The organism is Chryseobacterium sp. PET-29 (assembly GCF_025736815.1).
Lineage (GTDB): Bacteria > Bacteroidota > Bacteroidia > Flavobacteriales > Weeksellaceae > Chryseobacterium > Chryseobacterium nepalense.
In genome coordinates this window covers 3,581,016-3,603,509 of sequence record NZ_CP107053.1, presented here as the reverse complement: position 1 = coordinate 3,603,509, position 22,494 = coordinate 3,581,016, and the positions used below count along the sequence as shown (strand labels likewise).

Genomic DNA, 22,494 nt, shown 5'->3' with positions numbered 1-22,494 from the left:
AGGCTTAAAGCGATCTATATTGCAGGAAAAAGTTATTTTTGTATAAAACAACACAAATGATAACGAAAAATAATTTCGACTTTATCCGCGTTCTCCTGGCCTTCATTGTCTTTGTGGGGCATCTTGGAACATTAAGCGCTTCCAAAGAGCTGGAAATTCTTCATTACAGTCCCATTGAAATAGCGGTTTTCGGTTTTTTTGTAGTAAGCGGATTTCTTATTGCGAGAAGCTACGAGCGCTCTTCAGGATTAAAAAGTTACCTGAATAAAAGAATCAGGAGAATAGTTCCTGCTTATTTGCTGGTGGTTTTTCTGTGTGCCATTTTATTAAGCCTTGTAAGCACTTATTCTTTCGCTGAATATTTCAGCAATCCCCAGGTTTATAAATATCTTTTCTGGAATTCTTTATTTCTGAATTTTAAAGCACCATGGCTGCCCGGAGTCTTTGGGAATCAGGCGGTAAACGGAGCATTATGGACCCTGAAAGTTGAAATGTCCTATTACTTCTGCGTTCCTTTACTTTTTTTATTGTTCGGAAAGAATAACAAGTACAGAAATCTCAGCCTCGTGATTATGTATTTTCTGTCTCTTATTTATCTTAATTATTTCGAATCATTAGATAAAATGTCTGCCGCGAAACAGCTTCCGGGATCGCTCTCTTATTTCATTCCAGGAATGCTGATCTATTTTAATTTCGACCGGTTCATTCAATATAAAAACACGCTTTTTAGTATTGCCATCTTCACAGTATGGATTGATCTGGTTTTCAGCATTAAATTATTTTCACCAATGATGATCGGCATTATCGTATTGTATATTGCTTACTCTTTTTCATTTTTAAATAATTTCGGCAAGTACGGAGACTTCACTTACGGAATTTACATTTTCCATTTTCCTATCATCCGGGTTTTTACCACACTTGGATTTTTTCAGGATTACAACCCTTATATGATGGCAGTGATCTGCATGTTGCTTGTTGTTGCAGTAGGGATATGTTCATGGCACTTTTTTGAAAAAAAATTTTTATAATTATCTACACAGATGAAAGAACTTGTTTCCATTATCACACCCTCATACAATTCGGAAGAATTCATTGAGGAAACAATACAATGTGTACTTGGCCAGACTTACGAAAACTGGGAATGGTTGATTACTGATGATCTCTCCCGGGACAATACTGTTACAATTGTACAAAAATATTACGATACCCGAATAAAACTTCAGGTTCTGGAGCAAAATGGCGGAGCCGGCAATGCAAGAAATAAAAGCCTTGAGAGAGCCTGCGGAAGGTATATCGCATTCCTTGATTCCGATGATCTTTGGCATCCCGAATATCTTGAAACTATGGTTGATTATATGACAACTTACAACGCAGAACTTGTCTACTGTAATTATTCAAGATGTGACGAACATACCATGCAGCCTGTTCTCAAAGATTTTGAAGCAGATAAAATTGTAACATTTTCAAATTTACTGAAAACCTGCAGGCTAGCCCCGGTTTCTACCATGTATGACACTAAAAGAGTGGGTAAATTTTTCTTCCCGGTAAAAAGTAAACGCGAAGATCATGTCATGTGGCTGAATCTCCTGAAAGAAATTCCGAAAGGCTATCCTTTACAGAAAACACTTGCCAAATACAGAATGCGCCAGAACAGTGTTTCCCGAAAGAAAAAGAATATAATTAAAGATCAATACCTGGTTTACAAAGATTTCATGGGGTTTTCTACGATAAGGTCTTTGTACTATACTGCAAACTGGGCATTGAACGGATTTTTAAAATATTCGAAAATTTTTAATTAAATTTAAAAATGGAATATTCAAAAGAATTCAAGGCTGCTCTCAGTAATTTTTCTCCAGCAGAAAAAGACAAGCTTATCTTCAGATTATTAAAAAAAGATAAACTTCTGTCTAAAAAATTATATTTTGAACTGATTGACCCTGAAACTACTGACAATAAGAGGGATGTCATGGAAGAAATTGTGGAAGAAAAAGTAGTACTCGCGTCCAAATATATCAGCAATCAAAAATACTTTCTGGGCATCATCCGTAAAATAAGCGCCGAAATAACGGAACATGTAAAAATTACTACCGATAAATTCGGAGAAGTAAGCCTCAATCTTTTGCTGATTAATAAAATTCTTGATTACAATGAAGATCTTGGCAGGCAAAGATTTGATAATGTGTATAAACTTTACCTTTATATCATTAATAAAACCGTAAAAGCATTGACTCTTACCAGAAAACTGGATGTGGACTACTGGATGGAAATTGATGAACATCTGGACGAATTGAAAAGTAAAATCATCAAGAACCATTATCTTTCAAAGCTTTTTATGAACAACGGAATAGATTTAAACTGGCTTACGAGCGATAAAATTCCTGAAAATTTCGACCAGATTATTAAAGAAATTAAAAGCCAGGGCTTTTTAAGATAAGATTTTTTGCATAATCAATGTTGTAGACTCCGGTTTTTCAGCAACGAATTTTTTTGCATTTTCAGACATTCTGCCGAGTATTTCTTCATTATTGATGAGAAACATTACAAAATCTGCGGCTAAGCCGGCATTTTCAAAAGATTTTCCGCCATCTGCTGAGATCAGCTCGTCTGCTTCCGGATTTTTCCGGTAATGGTTCCCGAAAATGACAGGCACTCCGAAAGTTGCAGCTTCAAGAATATTATGCAATCCGGCATTATGAAAGCCGCCTCCCACCACGGCAATATCTGCATAAGAATATAATTTCGAAAGCAGGCCAATACTATCAATGATCAAAACCCGTGATTTAAAATCCATCTTATTTTCTTTAATCGTACTGTACAGAATAGCATCCGGAAAAGTCTGTTTCAGATGCTGAACTCTTTTAAGATCATGAGGCGCAATAATCAGTTTTGCATAAGGACTTCCCAGCAACACTTCTTCGGCTACCTTTTCTTCAGCCTGCCAGGAACTGCCAAAAACAACCGCTTTATCCTGCCCGATGAAATCTTTAATAAATTCCACATGATTGTTCCGGCTTTGCAGCTGCTTTACACGGTCAAAACGAGTATCGCCTGTCACGGAAGATTGGGTAAGACCTATATTTCTGGCCAAAGCATAAGACATTTCCGTTTGATGAAAGAACCAGTCAATATTTTTCTGCAACTGTTTTACAAACCATTTTCCATGAGAAGTAAAAAATGACTGTGTATCATAAAAAAGTGCAGAAATTACATAAATTTTTGTACCCTTTTGTCTAAGCTCTTCCAAAAGATTGTACCAGTAATCATATTTTACGGTAAAGAACAAAGTAATATTGAGGTGAGATACAAATTCTTTTACCTTGTTTTTTTCATCAAAAGGGAGATAGCAGATTACGTCCGCAATATTTTTCTTTTTTACAACATTTTCATATCCTGAAGGCGAAAAGAATGTGATAAGGATTTTATGAGCCGGAAATTTTTCTTTCAGCTTTTCCAAAACCGGAAGTCCCTGCTCATATTCTCCCAGACTGGCTGCATGCATCCAGATCACTTGATCGCCTGCAGAAAATCCTGATTGTATTTTTTGTAAAGATTCTTTTCTTCCGAGAACGCCTTTTTTCGCTTTATCATTAAATAATGAAAAGATCTTCATCCCGAAAATCATTAAGCTGATAAATATGTTATAAAAAAAGCCCATTGAATTTAAATATCATTTAAAAATACCCACAAAAATAAACAGAACAACCAAACTTCCGATGATTGAAAACAACAATGTAGAAAATGCTACCCGCGGTTTTGCAGTATCGCTGAATGAATATCTCAGCATATAATCCTGGCTGTTTAAAAAGATCAGCGCCAATAGGAAGAAAAGCCATCGCATAAAAATTCCCATGATGAGAAACTGGGCATTTTCATTTTCTTGAGTAATCGGTACAGGATAATTGGCTGATTCCGGACTTCTGATAAGAAACACAAATAAAAAATAGATAATCGTGAGCACAGCAGGCATCAGGTAAAAATATTTCTTATTTCCAAAACGATCTGCCTTTCCGTCAAGATCAAAATGAATAGGTATAGTCTCTGATAATACTCTATAATTTTTAATACTGAACCACCAAAGAAAAGCAAGCAGTCCAAAGTTTAACATATCAAAAATCAGGAGAATATTTTCCATTTTAATTCTTTAAAGTTACAGTATGCTTTTGATCACTCTCAATTTATGGGTGTGTTTATTCATTTCTTTATTAAAAATCCCGGTAGAATCTAATGTATCAATTCTTACTTTTCCGGAAGCATGAATAATTTTCTGATTATCCAGCATGATTCCCACATGAATAATTTTCCCATCAGGATTTTCAAAAAAAGCAAGATCTCCCGGCTGACTTTCTTCCACAAAGGTTAAAGACTCTCCCACGTCCACCTGTTGCGAGGTATCTCTTGGTAATTTTATATTGTGAACTTTATACACGAGCTGCGTAAATCCCGAACAGTCTACTGCAAAAAAACTTTTGCCACCCCATAAATATGGGACATTAAGAAATTCTTTTGCCGTTAATGCTATACTTTCCCGCATATTATGACTTCTTCTGGATGCCACTACCGGAAATTCTACTTCAGAACCCATAGAAAGCAGCGTTTTTCCGTCATTCATCATAACGGAAGCGAAATCTTCGGTTACAATTGTTACTTTGCGGGCAGCCAGCTCTTCATCGGTTACAGGTTTCAGCTGTTTAGTATCCATCCATCCTTCATAGTTATCATAATGCATTTTTATCCGGGTCCAGTTTTTATTCACTTCAAGGATATCAGCACTTTCGCCAAACAGGATTTCCGTCACAATTTCAGCTTTGTCTGAATTTTCCGCACGTACAGGTGCCACCGTCACAATACAAATTCCTTTATTCATATTTTAATATTAAAGGTTTAGATTGAGGATAATAGTTGAGAAATTCAAAGAAATCTTAACCTTATACTCTGCCTAATTCTATTTTCTGCGTAAAAAGTTTACACCATCGCGCAAAGGTAAAATAAGATTTTCAAAATCATCATCTTTTGCGATCAGATCATTGAGCTCTTTAATAGCCTGTGTAGACCTCTGCTTCGGGTTTTCTTCCAGCACTTTCCCGTACCAGAGTACATTGTCGAACATTATTACTGATCCCGATTTTGTGCGCGGTTTTATCAGTCTGAAATATTCAGCATAATTTTCTTTGTCTGCATCGATAAAAACAAGATCGAAGAATTGGTCAGTCTGTTTTAAAAATTCTTTTGCATCCTGAAGCCTGAAGTCAATTTGGGAGGAATATTCGCTTTCTGCAAAATACTTTTTAGGCAAATAGGCCAGGTCTTCATTCACATCCAGTGTAGTAATCCGGCCGTTTTCGGAAAGTCCTGCTGTAAGACAGAGTGTTGCGTATCCTGTAAAAGTTCCTATTTCAAGGATATTTTCCGGCTGCATCATTTGGGAAATGATTGTCAGCAGTCTTCCCTGCTGATATCCTGAGATCATGTGGGGCTGAGTTGTTTTCTGGTAAGTTTCTCTCCTCAGCTTTTTCAGGATTTCAGGTTCAGACGAAGCATGGGTTTCCAGATACCTGTCCATTTCCGGATTCTTTTCTTCAAAAAAGCTCATTCTACAAATTTTGTTGATTCAAATTTACTTAAATATAAGCAAAAGCACAAAAAAAGCCCGAATATTCAGTATCGCGGGTAAATGCACATAAAAATTACCGTGAAAATACGGATACCCTATTTTTTATAATCGCCATACCTTTGGTTCAGGGTAAAAACACTAACCAAAATGGATGCGGGAATCAAACAAATTAACCAAGAGAAAAAGAGCAATCAACTGCAAAAAAACAGGACTGATTCTCTGAAGAAAACTAAGCCGGAAATATCCACTTCATTTTTACAGCGAATTATTTCATTATTGAAAAAAGAAGAATTAATTTGATTAAAAAAATAAATCCCGAATTGCTTCGGGATTTATTTGTTATTGATTGAATGTCTGTTCTTGTTATTTCTTCGGCGCTATGTCCATTAGTTTCATGAATTCATCAAGCTTCGGCATGATGATAATTTCCGTTCTTCTGTTTTCAGCTCTTCCCGAAACGCTCATGTTGGTTGCCTTAGGATTGTATTCTGATCTACCACCCGCAGTGATTCTTGCAGGATCTACTCCAAACTGAGTCTGTAATACTTTAGCTACAGCAGTACCTCTCAAAGCAGAAAGATCCCAGTTGTCTCTCGGTAAATTCGGAGAGTTTAACGGAGCATTATCCGTGTTCCCTTCGATTAATACAGAATATTTGTCATAATCATTGATTACTTTGGCTACTTTTCCTAACACTTCCTGTGCTGCAGGCAATACATTGTAATCTCCTGTTTTATAAAGCATTTTATCAGAAAGAGAGATCATTACTACTCCTTTTAATACTTTTACCTGAACATCACTGTCAGCTACATTATCCAAAGATCTTTTCAGTTTGTTTGATAATGCTAAATTTAAGCTGTCATTTTTAGCATTGCTTGAGATCAGCTGTTTGATGTAAGAATTTGAAGAATTGATTTCTCCTACCAGCTTGTCGATATTGGCAGAGCTTTTTCCTGTATTGGAAAGACACGCATCCAATGATGATTTCAAAGCATCATGCTGACTTTTTAACAGGTTATTTTCGCTTGTCAAAGCAGAGTTCTGAGACTTCAGATCCTGAATTTCTCTCTGTCTTTCTCCCACGTTCTCAATACATTGTTTGTAATTTGAGCTCAGTGCATCATACTGTTTTTTGCTGATACAAGATGTCATTCCCAACACCATTGCAGATACTGCTAAGATTTTAAAAATTTTCATAAATAATCATTTTTAGACGATCAAAGGTAACAAAATTCATTTTAATAATATGGATTATCTTTGCACAAAGAAATTCTCAGCATACATCTTGAAAACGCCAGACCTTAAAAATCAATTGCAAAATCTTGTCCCAAATCCCGAAACAAGCACCTATCTTCTGGCGGTAAGCGGTGGTGCAGATTCTATGGTTTTAGCACACATTTTTAATGATTTGGGATTACAGTTTCAGGTAGCACATATCAATTATAAACTCCGCGGCGAAGACTCTGATCTTGATCAAAAAGTAGTGCAGGATTTTTGTAAAAAAAAGAATATTAAATTTAATGTATACGAGGTTTCCGAGAAGGATAATAAACCGGTCAACTCCATTCAGCTATGGGCACGGGAACTCAGGTATGATTTCTTTAAAGAAATCCGTGAAAAAGAAAACCTTGATTTTCTAGTGACTGCCCACCATCTTAATGACCAGCTTGAAACGTTCATTATTAATCTTTCTAAAGCAGCAGGAATAAACGGATTGGCAGGAATCCCAGCCAATGATAATAATATTTTACGGCCGCTTTTACCTTTTAGCAAAGAAGAAATTTATGCTTTCGCAAAAGAACACCATATTGAATACCGTGAAGATCTTTCCAATCAGAAAAATGATTACCTGAGAAACAAGATACGCCATGAGATTGTGCCGAAGTTACGGGAAACCAATTCACATTTCCTGGAAAATTTTAAAAAAAGTTCGGTATACCTCAGCCAGACAAAAGATTTTGTCCAGCAACAGATTCAGGAAATCGAAAACCGCATAAGTATTTTTAACAAGCACTACAAAGTCTTATCAAAAGAACAGCTTGCCAGAGAAAGTACTTTTGTAAAATTTGAGATTTTAAAAAAATACGGTTTTAATCAGGAAGGAGAAATTGCAAAAATTTTTACGGCGGAAAACGGAAGTATATTTTTTTCAAAAGATTATCAGTTGCTCGTTAACTATGGAGAATTGGTTTTACAAAAGCTTGATGAAAAGTTTCATTTAAACAGTACTGAAGAAGAAATTGTTTTACTTGAAAAATTTGACTTTTCCGAAAACCAAAAAGCAATTAATCTCGAAAATGTAATGGAAAGCATTGAAGAAATCGATATTGAGTTCAACTGGCACTTCGATGCCGAAAAAATCCGGTTTCCACTGCAATTGAGAAGGCAAAAAACCGGAGACGAATTTTATCCTTCGGGATTTTCAGGGAAAAAGAAAGTTTCTAAGTTTTTTAGGGACGAAAAAATATCTAATTTAGCGAGGCAAAAAATCTGGATTCTGACGGACAGTGAAAATACTGTACTTGGGGTCATCCCCTACAGACAGGACCGGAGATATGCAGGGAGTGAGAAGTCCGGATACATTCTCAGAATTTTTAATACGAAGTAAAATGAAATTTAAAAGCTGGTTTTTATTAGTTCTGCTGTTTTTGGTAACAGGAATTAATGCACAAATCAAAAATCCTGTAAAATTTAAATTTACAATCAACGAATTAGGAGACAACCAATATGAAGCCGTGCTGAACGCCACAATGGAAAGCGGCTGGCATATTTATTCCAAAGACATTCCGGAAGATACGGGAATCCCGACTGAATATAAAGTTTCAGGAAAAAACATTGAATTGATCGGCAAATTTACCGAAGTCGGAAAAAAACATGAAGAATTTTCAGAAGCTTTCGGGGGGAACATTGTCTACTATTCCAATTCTGCGGGCTTTAAACAAAAGTTCAGGCTTAAAGACGGTACAAAACCGGGAGATGTTGTTGCTGAAATCACGTATCAGACCTGTGACGACAGAGTTTGTCTCGCACCGAACACTCTGGAATTCAACAAACAGGTAACACCAAAAGGCTCTGTAGAAGAAACCGAACCTGCAACTGCCGAACCTTCAAAAGATTCTGCAAAAACAGAAACTGCAGTAGTAAATCCGGCGAAAGGTCCTGTTGCCAATACAGAAACATCAAAACTGGATCCTAAACAGTTAAAAATAGAATCAATCAATTTTGAGAAACCGCTTACTGATTGTGGAGTCGCATCTGAAAAAGTGGCCGAAAATTACTGGACATACCTTCTTCTCGGATTTATCGGTGGACTTATTGCATTGCTTACTCCATGTGTCTTCCCGATGATTCCGCTTACGGTTTCATTCTTTACCAAAGGAAGCCTGAATAAGGCCAAAGGAAAAAGAGATGCTTTCATTTATGGATTTTTCATTTTCCTGATTTTTGTCCTGCTCAGTGTTCCTTTTCATATTATCGACGGAATTGCGGGAAATATTTTCAATGAAATATCTACCAGCGTATGGCTGAATATCGCATTTTTTATCATATTCATTTTCTTTGCAGGAAGTTTCTTCGGATATTATGACATCACTTTACCAAGTGCTATTGCCAACAAATCCTCAAAAGCGGAAGAAGCAGGCGGAATTGTAGGAATTTTCTTTATGGCGTTAACTTTAGTGATCGTTTCTTTCTCTTGTACCGGTCCTATTTTAGGAAGCTTATTAGGAAGTGCAGTAACCGGTTCTGCAAACGTACCTATGCTGTTGACATTTGCTCTGGCAGGCTTCGGACTGGCCTGGGCAATTATTTTCGGATTGCTGGCCTTATTTCCGCAGGCATTGCAAAGTCTGCCTAAATCCGGAGGGTGGATGAATACCGTAAAAGTTGTTTTAGGTTTCGTAGAATTGGCTTTAGCATTGAAATTTTTATCAAAAGCTGATTTGGTTTCCAAGACCTTCCTATTAAAAAGAGAACTTTTCATTGTGATCTGGATTCTTGTGGCACTTGGATTAGCTCTCTATTTATTTGGGCTGATAAGATTTCCTCATGATGATAAAAAACCGAAAATCTCCATTACCCGAAAAATCCTTGGGGTTCTTGGACTGGGATTTGTGATTTATCTAGTTCAGGGATTAATTACTTCAGAACGCCCTAAGCTTCAATTATTAAGTGGAATTTTACCCCCGTTAAATGTAAGTTACTTCCATGATGAAAAAGACGGAATTTTAGGAATGCACCCTGAACACGATTTCTTCAACGCCGTAGAATTAGCGAAGAAAGAAGGCAAACCGATTTTAATTGACTTCACAGGCTATGGCTGTGAGAACTGCCGGAAAATGGAAGAATTCGTGTGGAGTGAAAGTTATATTCTACCGATCCTTCAGAACGATGTTGTACTGGCTTCTCTGTATGTAGATGATAAAGAAGAATTGCCGGAAGATCAGAAAACAAAAATTGATCTGGGTGACGGACAGGTAAAAAAAGTAAAGACAATCGGTGACCGATGGAGCCTGTTTCAACAGGTGAATTTTAATAATAATTCGCAGCCGCACTATGTTTTACTCACTCCGGACGGAAAAGTTATCAATACTCCTGTTTCCGGATATATGCCTAAAGAGGATTTTAAAAAGTTCCTGGAATGCGGAGTTAATTATTATAAAAACAATAAATAATCACTACGATTTACATAAGTAAAGCCTTTCCTTCATCCGGAAAGGCTTTTTTATTGCATTGATTTTTAGAGAAATAAAAAAACATCCTATTTGTAGAATATAAAATTATTATTAAAACTATTTTTAAGGTACATAATTTGCATTAAAATTCAAAAATAAGTATAAAATCGACACGCTTATTTGAAAACCGTTTAACATTTAAAAACTATTAACTATGGCTGAAGTAATCGCACAAGAAAAGCAGGGAGGCAGCAAACAAAGAAAAAAAATGATCCGCGTGGATATGACTCCAATGGTAGATTTAGGATTTCTCTTAATTACCTTTTTTATGTTTACCACTAATTTTACAAAACCTAATGTGATGGATCTGGGACTTCCGGCAAAAGATCCGAACCCAGATCTAACACACCCACCTGTAATAAAACCCTTAAATCAAATTACCTTTATTTTAGGGAAAGACAATAGAGTGTTTTATCATCAAAGTTTTAAAGAAGAATTAAATATGAGCAATTTAAAGGAAACCGATTTCAGCGGAATCAATATCACTAAAATCATTTCCAAAGCTTATAATAACGCTCCTGAAAAAGAAAACTTTACCATTATCATTGAACCTACCGATGATGCCAATTACAAAAACTTCGTGGATATTCTGGACAATATCGCGATCTCCAAAAAAGAACGTTACGGCGTTACCGATATTAAACCTTGGGAAAAGAAAGTTTATGACGAATTAACCAAATAAAAAACTAAAGGGCATTTTCAGGATGCTCTTTTTTGTTTATTTTTGGATCTAATTTTATTTAATGAAAAACTTTTTAACCGCTTTTGCTGTAACCGCTTTAATTATTTCCTGCTCTAAAAAAGAAGCAACTTCTGTTTCAGGAGCAACCGACAGTACAAAAATCGTGGATTCCATTAATGCTGCGAGAACGAAGATCAATGACAGCATCAGATCTACCAACCATTTTAAAGATTTCAGCGGACCTCACAAACTTACCCACAATTCCATAAAAGGCTCCGGAACCATTTCATTCGAAAAAATTGATGGCGAAAGAGACCATTATAATATCTCCGGCGAGCTGAAGTCCGGGAAAAATTTTCTTGAAATTAAAGGTTTTATAGCCGTTGTTTCAGATAAACATATGAATTTTACAGGAACGATTTCACAAAGCATTTTCGGAAACGAAAATGGAAAGACCGACCTTAGAAAAGGTACTAAAACTTTTATGTCCAAAGACGGCGGGAAAACATATCGTCTTCAGAATATGGTAAATGGTTCGGGATTTGTTGATTATATTGATATCCATTTTTAATGCCTGAAATTATGCTGAACTTTGAAAGAAAAGGAAACGGAAAAGAAATGTTGGTTTTGCTTCATGGGTTTATGGAGAATATTTCTATATGGAGCGATATGGAGCCTTATCTCTCCGAAAATTTTTCATTATTGAAAATCGATCTTCCGGGACATGGGCAATCCGAAATCATTGCTGAAGTTCAGACTATGGAGCTTATGGCCGAAGAAGTAAAAAAAGTACTGGATGATCAAAACCTGGAAAAAGTTCACTTGCTGGGGCATTCCATGGGTGGCTATATCTCGTTAGGCTTTGCCGAAAAATATCCTGAATATCTAAAAAGTTTAACCTTGTTCTTTTCATCTTATCTTCCGGATGATCCCGAAAAAAAAGAACAGCGTATAAAGAGCTACCGGATCATAGAAGATGCTTTTGCGCACTACGCCAGAGCCGGAGTTCCCAATCTTTTTAACCCAAATGAAAGAGATGTCCTCGAAGGGAAAATAGAAACAGCCCTAAAAGTTGCTCTTTCCACAAACAATCTGGGTGCCTTGGCATCCGTAAAAGGAATGGTGGAAAGAACCGATAAAACACACGTTCTTGAAAATCTCGACTGTAAAATTTTAGTTTTGGCCGGAAAACATGACAATGCGGTAAAAACGGAAGCTATGATTAAAAACCTTCCCGACAGAACGAATATCAAATCGTATGTCCTTGACTGTGGCCACAACGGACATTGGGAAAAACCTGAAATATGTGCAGCAATCATCAATACGGAACTTCTCCATCATTTACCGAAACATTTAGTTTTTTAATATGCTGGATTTCTTATTCAAAAAAAAGAAACCGGTCATCGGACTTACTCTTTCCGGAGGAGGAATGCGCGGCATTGCACACATCGCTGTGCTGAAAGCACTGGAAGAATATAATCTTAAGCCGGATGTTATCTCAGGAACCAGTGCCGGATCTATTGTAGGAGCCTTTTATGCTCTCGGAAAATCACCGGATGAAATGATGGAGATTGTAAAACAGACTACTTTTTTTTCGAGGTCTTATTTAAAGCTTTCCAAGAATGGGATTTTCAGCTCAAAGTTTATCCTTAAATTATTCATGGATCATTTTCCGGAAGATGATTTCAAAATTTTAAAAATTCCGGTGTATGTTGCTGCAACCGAAATGACTCATGGAATTGTAGATTTTTTTTCTGAAGGCGAGCTTTTCGGGCCTCTTCTTGCTTCATCGAGTGTACCATTTATTTTGCCGCCAGTTAAAATCGGTGAAAAAATCTATGTAGACGGCGGTGTTCTGGACAACCTTCCCATTGAACCTATTATTGACAAATGTGATTTCCTGATTGCTTCGCATGTTAATTCCATCAGCTATGACAGTCTTGAAAAAATGAGTCTGATGAAGGAATTCGACAGAATTTTACATTTAGCCATTGCAAAATCAGTTTACTCAAAAGCAAAATCCTGTGATATTTTTCTGGATCCGCCTAAGATGACAAAATTCAGTCTGTTTAACAAGAAATTCCTCGATATTATGTTTAAGGAAGTATATGAATACACCTGTAAAGAGCTTGAGGAAAAAGGATATTCACGGTTTCAGAGTTAAACTGAACGTTTTTTAGTGTGTTAGAGTTCGAGCGTGTCATTGCGAGAAGTGAATGACAAAGCAATCTCTAAAATCTAATGATTATTCAGATTCGAATAATCATTAAACAAAATTTCCTTAGATTAAATTTTAACCTAAATCTCAATTACAAACTTTTCTCAGCCTCAATTTTACTTTTGAACGTTTCAATGGTATCATGAAGAGATTCGTAAGATTTTCCTCCGGCAGCGTTGATATGGCCTCCTCCGTTGAAATATTTTCGGGAAAACTGATTAACATCCATATCATCCTTACTTCTGAAAGAAATCTTTATAAAATCTTCATATAAATCTTCCATGAAGAAAGCCGCCATTTTTACCCCCATGATACTTAGCCCGTAATTAACAAAACCTTCCGTATCGCCTTTCTGGAAGCCATACGTCTTTAATTCTTCCCTTGTTAAATTAAGAACGGCAACTTTTCCGTCTTTTACCACTTCTATTCGTCCTAAAATTAAAGCCAATAAATGAAGACGCGAAACGGTATTGGTATCCCAGGTATTTGATGTAATTAAAGCAGGATCTGCGCCATGCTCAATAAGATTTGCGATGATTCTGTGCGTTGTTGCGCTGGTAGAGCGGAAACGAAAACCTCCAGTATCCGTCATGATTCCCGTATATAGGCATTCAGCAATATCTTTGTTAACCAGATTTTCGTCATCAAGTGCTTCAATAAAATGATAAACCATCTGGCAGGTTGCAGGAATAACCGTATCCGAATAAACAAAATCAAATTTTTCAGGCTGCTGATGATGATCGATAAGAATTTTTTTTGCCCTGGAATTGGTAAGCCAGTCTCCCAGAATCCCAATTCTGGAAGGCGCATTGAAATCAAGACAAAAAATAACATCTGCTTCACTGATAAGATCAGATGCTACCTTCCTTTTATATTCCCCTATCAGAACTTTTTTGGCTTCCGGCATCCACTTCAGGAACTTAGGAAAATCGTTGGGAACAATTACTTCCGCGAAAATCCCTTTAGCTTTAAGGTAATGTTTTAAACCCAGGCTGGAACCAATAGCATCTCCATCAGGATTATAATGGGTAAGAATTACGATTTTATTTTCCGGAGTGAGTAACGTATTGATTTCTAAAAGTTCCGCGGGTGTAAACATGAGATGTTTTTTATTTTTTTTCTTTAAATTTAAGTTTCCAAAGATAGAGCTTTTAAATAAATCATAAGGATTATTTTTTCTTCTACAAATTCGCATATGGCAAGGCTTCAAAATAATTCAATAAAAAATGAATGCAAAATTTTAAAAAAAAGATTGGTAAAGTTTGTAACTTTTAAAAAATTACATATCTTTGCAACCTGAAAATTAATAGATAATTACGATTTAAACATATAGTAATGAGTAAAAGAACATTCCAGCCATCAGAAAGAAAAAGAAGAAACAAACACGGTTTCAGAGAAAGAATGTCTACGCCAAATGGAAGAAGAGTTTTGGCTGCGAGAAGAGCTAAAGGCAGAAAGAGTTTAACTGTAAGTGCATCACGCGCTAAGAGATAATCTTTTTATTATCATATACAAATCATGCTTGAAAAGAAGTTTTTCAGGCATTTTTTGTTGTTAAAATTTCCTAAAATTTAGGTTTTTTACCCTTCTTTTTCCTATTTTTAAAATCTGAAAAAATTTTAGAAAAAGTATTTTTAAAACTGAATTATGCCACATACACATATTGCCGGAGACAACATCATCAGCCTGCAGCACGCCAAGATTGCACAGAAAAATTTCACAGTGCTTTCTGATGTGAATCTGAACATTAAGAAAGGACGTTTCTGCTATCTTATCGGAAAGACAGGCTCAGGAAAAAGTTCACTGCTGAAAACATTGTACGGGCATATTCCTTTAGCTTCAGGGCATGGAGCCGTAGTAGGCTTTGACCTGGCGAAGCTGAGAGCTTCCGATGTTCCGAATCTGAGAAGAAAACTGGGAATTGTTTTCCAGGATTTTCAGCTGCTTTCTGACAGAACGGTCGAAAAAAACCTGAAATTTGTACTGGAAGCAACAGGATGGAGCGACAAAGTAAAAATGGAAGACCGCATCAATGAGGTTTTGGGAAGTGTAAACATGAAGAGTAAAAAACACAAAATGCCTCATGAGCTTTCCGGTGGAGAACAGCAGCGTGTTGCCATTGCGAGAGCCCTTCTTAACCATCCGGATCTTATTCTTGCAGATGAGCCTACAGGAAACCTGGATCCCGAAACATCCAACGAAATCATGACGCTTTTAAAGCAAGTAGCTTTGGAAAACGGAGCTGCCGTGGTAATGGCAACCCATGATTATCACATGATTCAGAATTTCCCCGGAGAAGCGATTAGATGTGAAGATGGGAAAGTTTCCGTACTGGATACAGCGGAATTGTTTGAATAAAGATAATTTAGCGAATAAGTTATTATTTTCACTTTTTAACCTTCTTTAAAAACATGAAACTCTTGGGTGAGCTCAAGATATTGGTCCGAGTATTGTCTCGGACTTTTTTCTATAATAAACTCTGATTCTTCCAGTGATTTTTCCGTTAAAGAAAACTCGAGAATAATCCTTTTCACATTTGAATTTACAATACCTAAAATATTAATTTTACGCACTAAAAACAAATGATTTTCTTCAGCTATAGTCACAAAGTCGCGCCCCGCTTCAGCAGGGATGATGACTGAAAAAATTCCATTTTTTGAAAGAAGCGTTGAAGATTTTGAAATTAGCTGACGAAAGTTTAATTCTACAGTTTGTCTTGCGATTTTATCTTTTTCAGAATCTGATGCTTCAAAATAAGGCGGATTAGAAACAATTAAATCAAACCTTTCATGCGTTTCAAATTCTTTAAAATCTTGATGCACATTTTCCAATCTGGAAGAAAATGGTGAGTTTTCAAAATTAATTTTAGTAAGATCTGCCGCTTGTTTATTAATATCAATCCCAAAGAACTTGGCTTCAGGATTCTTCTGGGCTAGCATTAAGGAAATCAGACCTGTTCCTGTTCCGATTTCGAGAACATTAAGCGCATGGTTACTATTTGCTAAAGCGCCAAGCAAAACACCGTCTGTTCCTACCCGGAAGACCTCTTTTGACTGCTGAATAACAAATTGTTTAAACGTAAATGATTTCACTATAAATTCGTAGGCAAAGTAATGGTGAACGTAGAACCTTTTCCTACCTCGGATTTTACGATAATTTCTCCTTTATAATCTTCAACCATTTTTCTGACCATGGACAAACCTAAGCCCATCCCGCTATTTTTAGAAGTAAAATTCGGTTCAAAAATTCTTTCGTAAATATTTTCGGGAATTCCAATTCCGTTATCCTGAACAGAAATCATGACTCTCCTCTGATGCTGTTCTACATCAACATTGATAATTAATTTTCTCTCATCGCTTTCTGCCTGCTTTGCATTGGTAACAAGATTGGTAATAATTCTGGACAGATAAATCCTGTCCATATTGATCATAATATTACTTTTATTGGAATGCATAAATATGCTGTCATCATTAAAAACCCGGAGAATATCTTCTACTTCATTATTCAGGTTGATGATTTCATTGTTTTTCTCCGGAAGTTTGGCAAATTCGGAAAACGCAGAGGCAACGGTAGCAATAAGATCAATCTGATCAACCATGGTCTTGCTCATTTGTTTTACCTTTTCCCTGATATTCGGATCTTCCGGGTCAAATTTTCTTTCAAAATTCTGAATGGTCAGTTTCATTGGCGTCAGTGGATTTTTCACTTCGTGCGCTACTTGTTTTGCCATTTCCCTCCAGGCTTCTTCAGATGCTTTAAAACGAAGTCTTTCTTTCTGATCCTGAATCTGAAGAATCATCCTGTTATAAGCTCTCGCCAAAGCATTTAGCTCATCGTTTTTATAATATCGGATCGGCCGCATTTCATTTTCAAACAGGGTGATCCTTGTAATCATATCTGAAAATTTGGTGATATTTTTAGCTAAATTGTTAGACATCACCCAGCTGAACCATACACTGAAAAGGATTAAAAAGACATCAACAAGAATAATGTATTTTACGTAGATATTAAGAACATCAAGATAAGCTGATTCATTGTGATACAGAGGAATATACACAATAGCGATCGGTTCAAGATCATTATTTTTCAACAAAAGATAAGATGAAGTAAGCACAGCATCTTTAGAGGCATCATATCCTTTGATATCCACCCTGGTTTTGGTTGAAAGAATCCTGTTAACAATATTGATCGGAATCTTTTTCTGTTCTACCAGGCTCTCTTCTTTATTTGAAAGTAAATAATTTCCCTTTAAGTCGTATAAAATAATGTCGTGCTGATTGATGTCTGCAATCTCGAAGATTTTGTTTTCGAGAAGACTTGGAAGATCTTGTGTCTCCGTATGTTTCATGCTTACGGCATAATCCAGATACCGGATCACCGCTCCCGTTTTTTCCTGCATGTCAATTCTGCTTTTCGTAATTGAATTTTCCCTTAAAACGAAATAAGGGACCAGCGAAGAAGCAACTACACTTAAAAGACACACCAATAAGAATCCGAAAAAGACACGGTTCCTAAGGCTATATCCTTTGTACATACTCATTGACATTCTGTTTATTAATTAACCTAGCAATATACTTACCAATTATGTCGAATTCTAAATTAACTTTATCTCCTTTTCTTAAATACTGCATATTGGTAAATTCCCAGGTATAAGGAATAATAGCAACGGAAAATTGATGATCTTCACTTTTAGCAACGGTAAGACTGATTCCGTTTACCGTAATGGAACCCTGAGGAACCGTTACAAAACCGCCGTTATTATCATACGAAATGGTAATAAAATAACTTCCGTCTTTATTTTCAATATTTACCACTTCTCCGGTTTTATCAACGTGACCCTGTACGATGTGACCGTCCAGACGTCCGTCCATTTTCATACAGCGTTCAAGATTTACTACAGTGCCTCGCTCCCATTTCCCCAGATTTGTTTTTTCTAAGGTTTCGTTGATTGCCGTTACCACATATTGATCTCCTTCGATCTTTACAACCGTAAGACAACAACCGTTATGCGCTAAGCTCTGATCGATTTTCAGTTCACTCGTAAAAGGACAGGTTAATGTAAAATCAATATTGCTTCCGTTTTCTTCTATCTTCTCAATTATCCCTACTGCTTCAATTATTCCTGTAAACATATTATTTTTTGCTAAATTTGTAGTTTATTAATCTTCAAAGATAATCAAAATGAGCCCAAAAAACCATAAAGTACGAGTAGGAATTTCAATAGGAGATTTCAATGGCATCGGTCCGGAAATCATCATGAAGTCCCTAGCAGACAAAACCATTACGGATTTTTTCACCCCTGTGATTTTTGGCTCGGGAAAATTATTCACTTTTCAGAAAAACATTTTCAAGCTGAATCTGAATTTCAACTATATCAATGAAGCATCGCAGGCTCAGGCAGGAAAACTGAATATGGTGAATCTTGTGAAGGAAAACTCTGTGGTAGAACTAGGCACACCAACAGAAGAATCCACCAAAATGGCTATTGACTCGCTTGAGGCAGCAACTGAAGCCTTACTAAAAGGAGAGATTGATGTTCTGGTAACCGCACCGATCAACAAGGATGAAATGGTAAAAATGGGCTTTAAACATGCCGGACATACCGGATATTTTGAAGAGAAATTCAATAAGAAAGGCTTAATGTTCCTGGTAACGGAAGACTTAAAGGTAGCTGTACTGACACACCATATTCCAATTGCACAGGTGGCTGAAAATATTTCCAAGGAAAAAATTAAAAAACAGATCCGGGTTTTAAACCAGACTTTAATTGAAGATTTTAATATTTCAAAACCAAAAATTGCTGTTTTAGGCTTAAATCCACATGCAGGTGACGGCGGTGTGATTGGAAAAGAAGAAATTGAAATCATTGCTCCGGCTATCAAAGAGCTTTCAGACAATGGAGTTCTTGCATTTGGTCCCTTCCCTGCCGACAGCTTTTTTCAACCGGAAAAATATAAAAGTTTTGACGCGGTTTTAGCGATGTATCACGATCAGGGTTTAGCTCCATTTAAAACCTTAGCTTACGAAGAAGGTGTAAATTATACTGCCGGGCTTCCTTTTATCAGAACATCACCTGACCATGGCACAGCCTACGATATTGCAGGAAAAAACATTGCGGATGAGCGTAGTTTTAGCGAAGCCATCTTTACTGCTATTAAAATTTTCAGGAACAGAAGCGAATACAATGATCTGATGAGTAACCGACTGCAGCCGAGAAAAATGGTTGTAGATAACGGAATAGATGAAGATTTACCTGATGAAACCGAAGCGTAAATCTTCAATTGGAATTTTAAGTTAATTTGTTTTAGAATTTATTTGTTATTATAAAAAAATTGCATATTTTTGCACACTCATTTTATGGACAAGTTAAGAAACTATGACGTAAGCTTTTCCGGACTAAAAACCGGCAAGCACGAGTTCAGGTTTGAGATAAATAAAGAGTTCTTTCAATTATTTGATACTGAACAGGAATTTACAAATCCCAGGATTTCAGTAGATGTTCTACTCGACAAACATTCTACGTTTCTGGAGTTTGAGATCAAAGTAAATGGTACGGTAGAGCTTGTTTGCGACATTACAAACGAGAATTTCGATCATCCTATTGAAAATGAGATCAAGGTATTGGTAAAATTCGGGGAAGAATATGATGACAGCGAGGAAGATGTTATTACAATTCCTTCCAGTGATCATGCGTTTAACGTGGCACAATTAATTTATGAAAACGTTGCGCTTTCCATTCCTATGAAAAAAATATCACCGAATGTAAGTGATGAAGATCTCGCAATCCTTGAGAAGTTCAGTCCCAAAGAAAGTGAAGAAGAAGAACATGAAAGCGACCCGAGATGGGACGCATTAAAAAATTTGAAGAATAAAAATTAAATAGTTTAATGATGAGATGATGAATCTCATCGCTCATCAATTAAAAAAGTTATTAGAAAATGGCACATCCAAAGAGAAGACAATCGTCTACAAGAAGAGATAAGAGAAGAACTCACTACAAAGCTGTAGTTCCTCAATTAGCTAAAGATGCAACAACAGGAGAGCTTCATTTATACCACAGAGCTCACTGGCATGAAGGAAAATTATACTACAGAGGTAAAGTAGTATTGGAAAAAGAAGTAGCAACTACTGAAGAAAACTAAGAGTCGCTTTCCTCCGGAAAACACTCGATTTAATACAAAAACCGCCCGATTTTTATAAAATTTGGCGGTTTTTTGTTGTTTTTTACTATTTTTTGGTATCTTTGGCTCAAAATCAAATATCAATTTTATGGACATTAAAGACATACAAAATCTTATTAAGTTTGTGTCTAAAGCAGAAGTTTCTGAAGTAAAATACAAAACCAAAGATTTCGAAATCACTATTAAAACTCCATTAGCGGGTAGCGAAGTTGCTTATGCTCAACCTGCAGTGTATCACACTGCTCCTCAACAGGTAGCTGCTGCACCTGCACCGGCTGCTACTCCTGCAGCTGCACCGGCCGAAAAAGCCGAAGCATCATCTGATGAAAGTAAATATGTGACTATCAAGTCTCCAATGATCGGAACTTTCTACAGAAAACCATCTCCGGATAAAGATGTATTTGTGAACGTTGGCGACGAAGTTTCTATTGGTAAAACGGTTTGTGTAATCGAAGCAATGAAATTATTCAACCAGATTGAATCTGAAGTAAGCGGAAAAATCGTTAAGATTTTGGTAGATGATTCTTCTCCTGTAGAATATGATCAACCTTTATTCTTAGTAGATCCATCATAATTTAGTTAGAAGTTAGAAGTTAGAAGATAGAAGTTAGATAACTAACTTTTAAGTTTCGTACTCATGTCTAATTTTCAAATTATCTAATTTTCAAATTAAAGAAGATGTTCAAAAAAATATTAATAGCCAATCGTGGCGAAATTGCAATGCGTATTTTACGTACTTGTAAAGAAATGGGGATTAAAACGGTAGCGGTTTATTCAACTGCAGACAAAGACAGTCTTCACGTAAGATTTGCAGACGAAGCGGTTTGTATCGGCCCCGCAATGAGCAAAGACTCATACCTTAAAATTCCTAATATTATTGCTGCTGCTGAAATTACCAATGCAGACGCCATTCACCCGGGTTACGGTTTCTTATCCGAAAACGCCAACTTCTCCAGAATCTGCCAGAAAAACGGTATTAAATTTATTGGTGCCACTCCTGAACAGATTGAGAAAATGGGAGATAAAGCAAATGCTAAGGCAACCATGAAAGCTGCCGGTGTACCTTGTGTACCGGGTTCTGACGGCCTGATCGAATCTTATGAACATGCTGTAAAGATTGCTGAAGAAACAGGTTATCCTGTAATGATCAAAGCAACTGCCGGTGGTGGTGGAAAAGGAATGAGAGCAGTATGGAAAGCTGAAGATCTGAAAGACCACTGGGAATCTGCGATTCAGGAAGCTGTAGCAGCATTCGGAAACGGAGGCATGTACATGGAAAAACTGATCGAAGAGCCAAGACATATTGAAATTCAGGTTGCAGGTGATCAGTTTGGTAAAGCCTGTCATCTTTCTGAGAGAGACTGTTCTGTTCAGAGAAGAAACCAAAAACTTACTGAAGAAACACCTTCTCCTTTTATGACAGACGAACTTCGTGAGAAAATGGGTGAAGCTGCTGTAAAGGCTGCGGAATTCATCGGCTATGAAGGAGTGGGAACTATTGAATTCCTTGTGGACAAACACAGAAATTTCTATTTCATGGAAATGAACACAAGAATCCAGGTAGAACACCCGATCACTGAACAGGTTATTGATTATGACCTGATCAGAGAACAGATTCTTCTGGCTGCCGGAACCCCGATTTCAGGAATTAATTATTATCCAAAATTACATTCCATCGAATGCAGAATCAATGCGGAAGATCCTTATGCTGATTTCAGACCTTCTCCGGGGAAAATTACAGGATTAAATATTCCTGGCGGACACGGGGTAAGAGTAGACACGCATGTATATTCGGGATATACCATTCCTTCCAATTATGATTCCATGATCGCGAAACTGATCACTACAGCACAGACCCGTGAGGAAGCTATTGCCAAAATGAGAAGAGCTCTGGAAGAATTTTATATTGAAGGAGTGAAAACAACGATTCCTTTCCACAGACAGCTGATGGATAATGAAGATTATCTTTCAGGAAATTACACTACAAAATTCATGGAAGATTTTGTAATGGATAAAAAATACGACAATCATTAATCTGATTTGTATATAATTTGTAACCGCCTCATGAA

General features: G+C 36.6%; 25 protein-coding genes. 16 read left to right on the top strand and 9 right to left on the bottom strand.

The features are described from left to right. Positions 1 to 56: 56 nt before the first annotated feature. Genes ODE14_RS16365 through ODE14_RS16355 form a run of 3 tightly spaced genes read left to right on the top strand, consistent with a single transcriptional unit; the run spans position 57 to position 2,434 of the window. Positions 57 to 1,028, top strand: a complete 972-nt coding sequence (locus ODE14_RS16365; RefSeq protein WP_263602189.1) for an acyltransferase family protein — start codon at positions 57 to 59, stop codon at positions 1,026 to 1,028. A gap of 12 nt (positions 1,029 to 1,040) precedes the next feature. Then, positions 1,041 to 1,799 carry a glycosyltransferase family 2 protein gene (locus ODE14_RS16360; RefSeq protein WP_263602188.1) on the top strand — a complete coding sequence of 253 codons (759 nt, stop codon included), beginning with the start codon at positions 1,041 to 1,043 and terminating at the stop codon, positions 1,797 to 1,799. Between the two features lie 8 nt (positions 1,800 to 1,807). Next, positions 1,808 to 2,434, top strand: coding sequence for a deoxyuridine 5'-triphosphate nucleotidohydrolase (locus ODE14_RS16355; RefSeq protein WP_263602187.1), 627 nt, complete (start codon positions 1,808 to 1,810; stop codon positions 2,432 to 2,434). Here ODE14_RS16355 and ODE14_RS16350 read toward each other — a convergent pair. The 5 genes from ODE14_RS16350 to ODE14_RS16330 all read right to left on the bottom strand — a co-directional run bounded on the left by ODE14_RS16350 (position 2,426) and on the right by ODE14_RS16330 (position 6,808). Beyond that, positions 2,426 to 3,655 (bottom strand): 3-deoxy-D-manno-octulosonic acid transferase, encoded by a 1,230-nt coding sequence (locus ODE14_RS16350; RefSeq protein WP_263602186.1) that lies wholly within the window; start codon positions 3,653 to 3,655, stop codon positions 2,426 to 2,428. The two genes, ODE14_RS16355 and ODE14_RS16350, sit on opposite strands and share 9 nt — an antisense overlap. Positions 3,656 to 3,667: 12 nt before the next feature. Next, entirely contained in the window at positions 3,668 to 4,132 is a 465-nt protein-coding gene (locus ODE14_RS16345; protein ID WP_263602185.1) for a DUF1648 domain-containing protein, read from the bottom strand. Positions 4,133 to 4,147: 15 nt separating this feature from the next. After that, on the bottom strand, positions 4,148 to 4,864 hold the full coding sequence (locus ODE14_RS16340) for a C40 family peptidase (protein ID WP_263602184.1): 717 nt from the start codon (positions 4,862 to 4,864) through the stop codon (positions 4,148 to 4,150). A 78-nt stretch (positions 4,865 to 4,942) separates the two neighbouring features. Continuing rightward, positions 4,943 to 5,590 (bottom strand): O-methyltransferase, encoded by a 648-nt coding sequence (locus tag ODE14_RS16335; protein ID WP_263602183.1) that lies wholly within the window; start codon positions 5,588 to 5,590, stop codon positions 4,943 to 4,945. A gap of 384 nt (positions 5,591 to 5,974) precedes the next feature. Further along, positions 5,975 to 6,808, bottom strand: a complete 834-nt coding sequence (locus ODE14_RS16330) for an OmpA family protein (protein ID WP_072883444.1) — start codon at positions 6,806 to 6,808, stop codon at positions 5,975 to 5,977. Between the two features lie 49 nt (positions 6,809 to 6,857). Between ODE14_RS16330 and tilS the strand changes: the two genes are divergently transcribed. The 6 genes from tilS (at position 6,858) to ODE14_RS16300 (ending at position 13,190) form a co-directional block, all read left to right on the top strand. After that, positions 6,858 to 8,219: a tRNA lysidine(34) synthetase TilS gene (tilS, locus tag ODE14_RS16325; protein WP_263602182.1), complete on the top strand. Its 1,362-nt coding sequence runs from the start codon at positions 6,858 to 6,860 to the stop codon at positions 8,217 to 8,219. Between the two features lies 1 nt (position 8,220). Beyond that, on the top strand, positions 8,221 to 10,284 hold the full coding sequence (locus tag ODE14_RS16320) for a protein-disulfide reductase DsbD family protein (RefSeq protein ID WP_263602181.1): 2,064 nt from the start codon (positions 8,221 to 8,223) through the stop codon (positions 10,282 to 10,284). Positions 10,285 to 10,498: 214 nt separating this feature from the next. After that, complete coding sequence (locus ODE14_RS16315) at positions 10,499 to 11,026, top strand: ExbD/TolR family protein (RefSeq protein ID WP_263602180.1); 528 nt, start codon at positions 10,499 to 10,501, stop codon at positions 11,024 to 11,026. A 61-nt stretch (positions 11,027 to 11,087) separates the two neighbouring features. Further along, a complete protein-coding gene (locus ODE14_RS16310; RefSeq protein WP_263602179.1) occupies positions 11,088 to 11,597 on the top strand; it encodes a hypothetical protein in 510 nt (169 codons plus the stop codon). A gap of 11 nt (positions 11,598 to 11,608) precedes the next feature. Beyond that, positions 11,609 to 12,391, top strand: coding sequence for an alpha/beta fold hydrolase (locus ODE14_RS16305; RefSeq protein ID WP_263602178.1), 783 nt, complete (start codon positions 11,609 to 11,611; stop codon positions 12,389 to 12,391). A gap of 1 nt (position 12,392) precedes the next feature. Further along, positions 12,393 to 13,190 (top strand): patatin-like phospholipase family protein, encoded by a 798-nt coding sequence (locus ODE14_RS16300; protein ID WP_263602177.1) that lies wholly within the window; start codon positions 12,393 to 12,395, stop codon positions 13,188 to 13,190. 145 nt (positions 13,191 to 13,335) lie between these two features. Here the strand turns inward: ODE14_RS16300 and ODE14_RS16295 are convergent, their stop codons facing one another. Then, positions 13,336 to 14,343 carry a DHH family phosphoesterase gene (locus tag ODE14_RS16295; protein ID WP_263602176.1) on the bottom strand — a complete coding sequence of 336 codons (1,008 nt, stop codon included), beginning with the start codon at positions 14,341 to 14,343 and terminating at the stop codon, positions 13,336 to 13,338. A 236-nt stretch (positions 14,344 to 14,579) separates the two neighbouring features. Between ODE14_RS16295 and rpmH the strand changes: the two genes are divergently transcribed. Together rpmH and ODE14_RS16285 are read left to right on the top strand one after the other, a co-directional pair. Then, positions 14,580 to 14,738 carry a 50S ribosomal protein L34 gene (rpmH, locus tag ODE14_RS16290; RefSeq protein WP_007843334.1) on the top strand — a complete coding sequence of 53 codons (159 nt, stop codon included), beginning with the start codon at positions 14,580 to 14,582 and terminating at the stop codon, positions 14,736 to 14,738. Between the two features lie 153 nt (positions 14,739 to 14,891). Beyond that, the gene (locus ODE14_RS16285; RefSeq protein WP_089998417.1) at positions 14,892 to 15,602 is read left to right on the top strand and encodes a cell division ATP-binding protein FtsE; all 711 of its coding nucleotides are present in this window, start codon (positions 14,892 to 14,894) and stop codon (positions 15,600 to 15,602) included. A gap of 35 nt (positions 15,603 to 15,637) precedes the next feature. On the opposite strand, the gene ODE14_RS16280 is transcribed toward ODE14_RS16285, so the two are convergent. The 3 genes from ODE14_RS16280 to ODE14_RS16270 are packed head-to-tail and all read right to left on the bottom strand — an operon-like array spanning position 15,638 to position 18,376. Then, positions 15,638 to 16,336, bottom strand: a complete 699-nt coding sequence (locus ODE14_RS16280; protein ID WP_263602175.1) for a tRNA1(Val) (adenine(37)-N6)-methyltransferase — start codon at positions 16,334 to 16,336, stop codon at positions 15,638 to 15,640. Next, on the bottom strand, positions 16,336 to 17,790 hold the full coding sequence (locus ODE14_RS16275; RefSeq protein WP_263602174.1) for a sensor histidine kinase: 1,455 nt from the start codon (positions 17,788 to 17,790) through the stop codon (positions 16,336 to 16,338). The genes ODE14_RS16280 and ODE14_RS16275 overlap by 1 nt, the downstream gene beginning before the upstream one ends. Further along, complete coding sequence (locus tag ODE14_RS16270) at positions 17,762 to 18,376, bottom strand: riboflavin synthase (RefSeq protein WP_263602173.1); 615 nt, start codon at positions 18,374 to 18,376, stop codon at positions 17,762 to 17,764. The genes ODE14_RS16275 and ODE14_RS16270 overlap by 29 nt, the downstream gene beginning before the upstream one ends. Before the next feature lie 49 nt (positions 18,377 to 18,425). Here ODE14_RS16270 and pdxA point away from each other — a divergent pair, with 49 nt between their 5' ends. From pdxA to accC, 5 genes are all read left to right on the top strand, one after another. Next, the gene (pdxA, locus tag ODE14_RS16265; protein WP_248388618.1) at positions 18,426 to 19,517 is read left to right on the top strand and encodes a 4-hydroxythreonine-4-phosphate dehydrogenase PdxA; all 1,092 of its coding nucleotides are present in this window, start codon (positions 18,426 to 18,428) and stop codon (positions 19,515 to 19,517) included. 84 nt (positions 19,518 to 19,601) lie between these two features. After that, entirely contained in the window at positions 19,602 to 20,123 is a 522-nt protein-coding gene (locus ODE14_RS16260; RefSeq protein ID WP_248388619.1) for a YceD family protein, read from the top strand. Positions 20,124 to 20,182: 59 nt separating this feature from the next. Further along, complete coding sequence (gene rpmF, locus ODE14_RS16255) at positions 20,183 to 20,386, top strand: 50S ribosomal protein L32 (RefSeq protein WP_007843326.1); 204 nt, start codon at positions 20,183 to 20,185, stop codon at positions 20,384 to 20,386. Between the two features lie 127 nt (positions 20,387 to 20,513). Then, positions 20,514 to 20,999, top strand: a complete 486-nt coding sequence (gene accB, locus ODE14_RS16250) for an acetyl-CoA carboxylase biotin carboxyl carrier protein (RefSeq protein WP_248388621.1) — start codon at positions 20,514 to 20,516, stop codon at positions 20,997 to 20,999. Positions 21,000 to 21,103: 104 nt separating this feature from the next. Further along, positions 21,104 to 22,459 (top strand): acetyl-CoA carboxylase biotin carboxylase subunit, encoded by a 1,356-nt coding sequence (gene accC, locus ODE14_RS16245; protein WP_066440746.1) that lies wholly within the window; start codon positions 21,104 to 21,106, stop codon positions 22,457 to 22,459. The last annotated feature ends 35 nt before the right edge of the window (positions 22,460 to 22,494 follow it).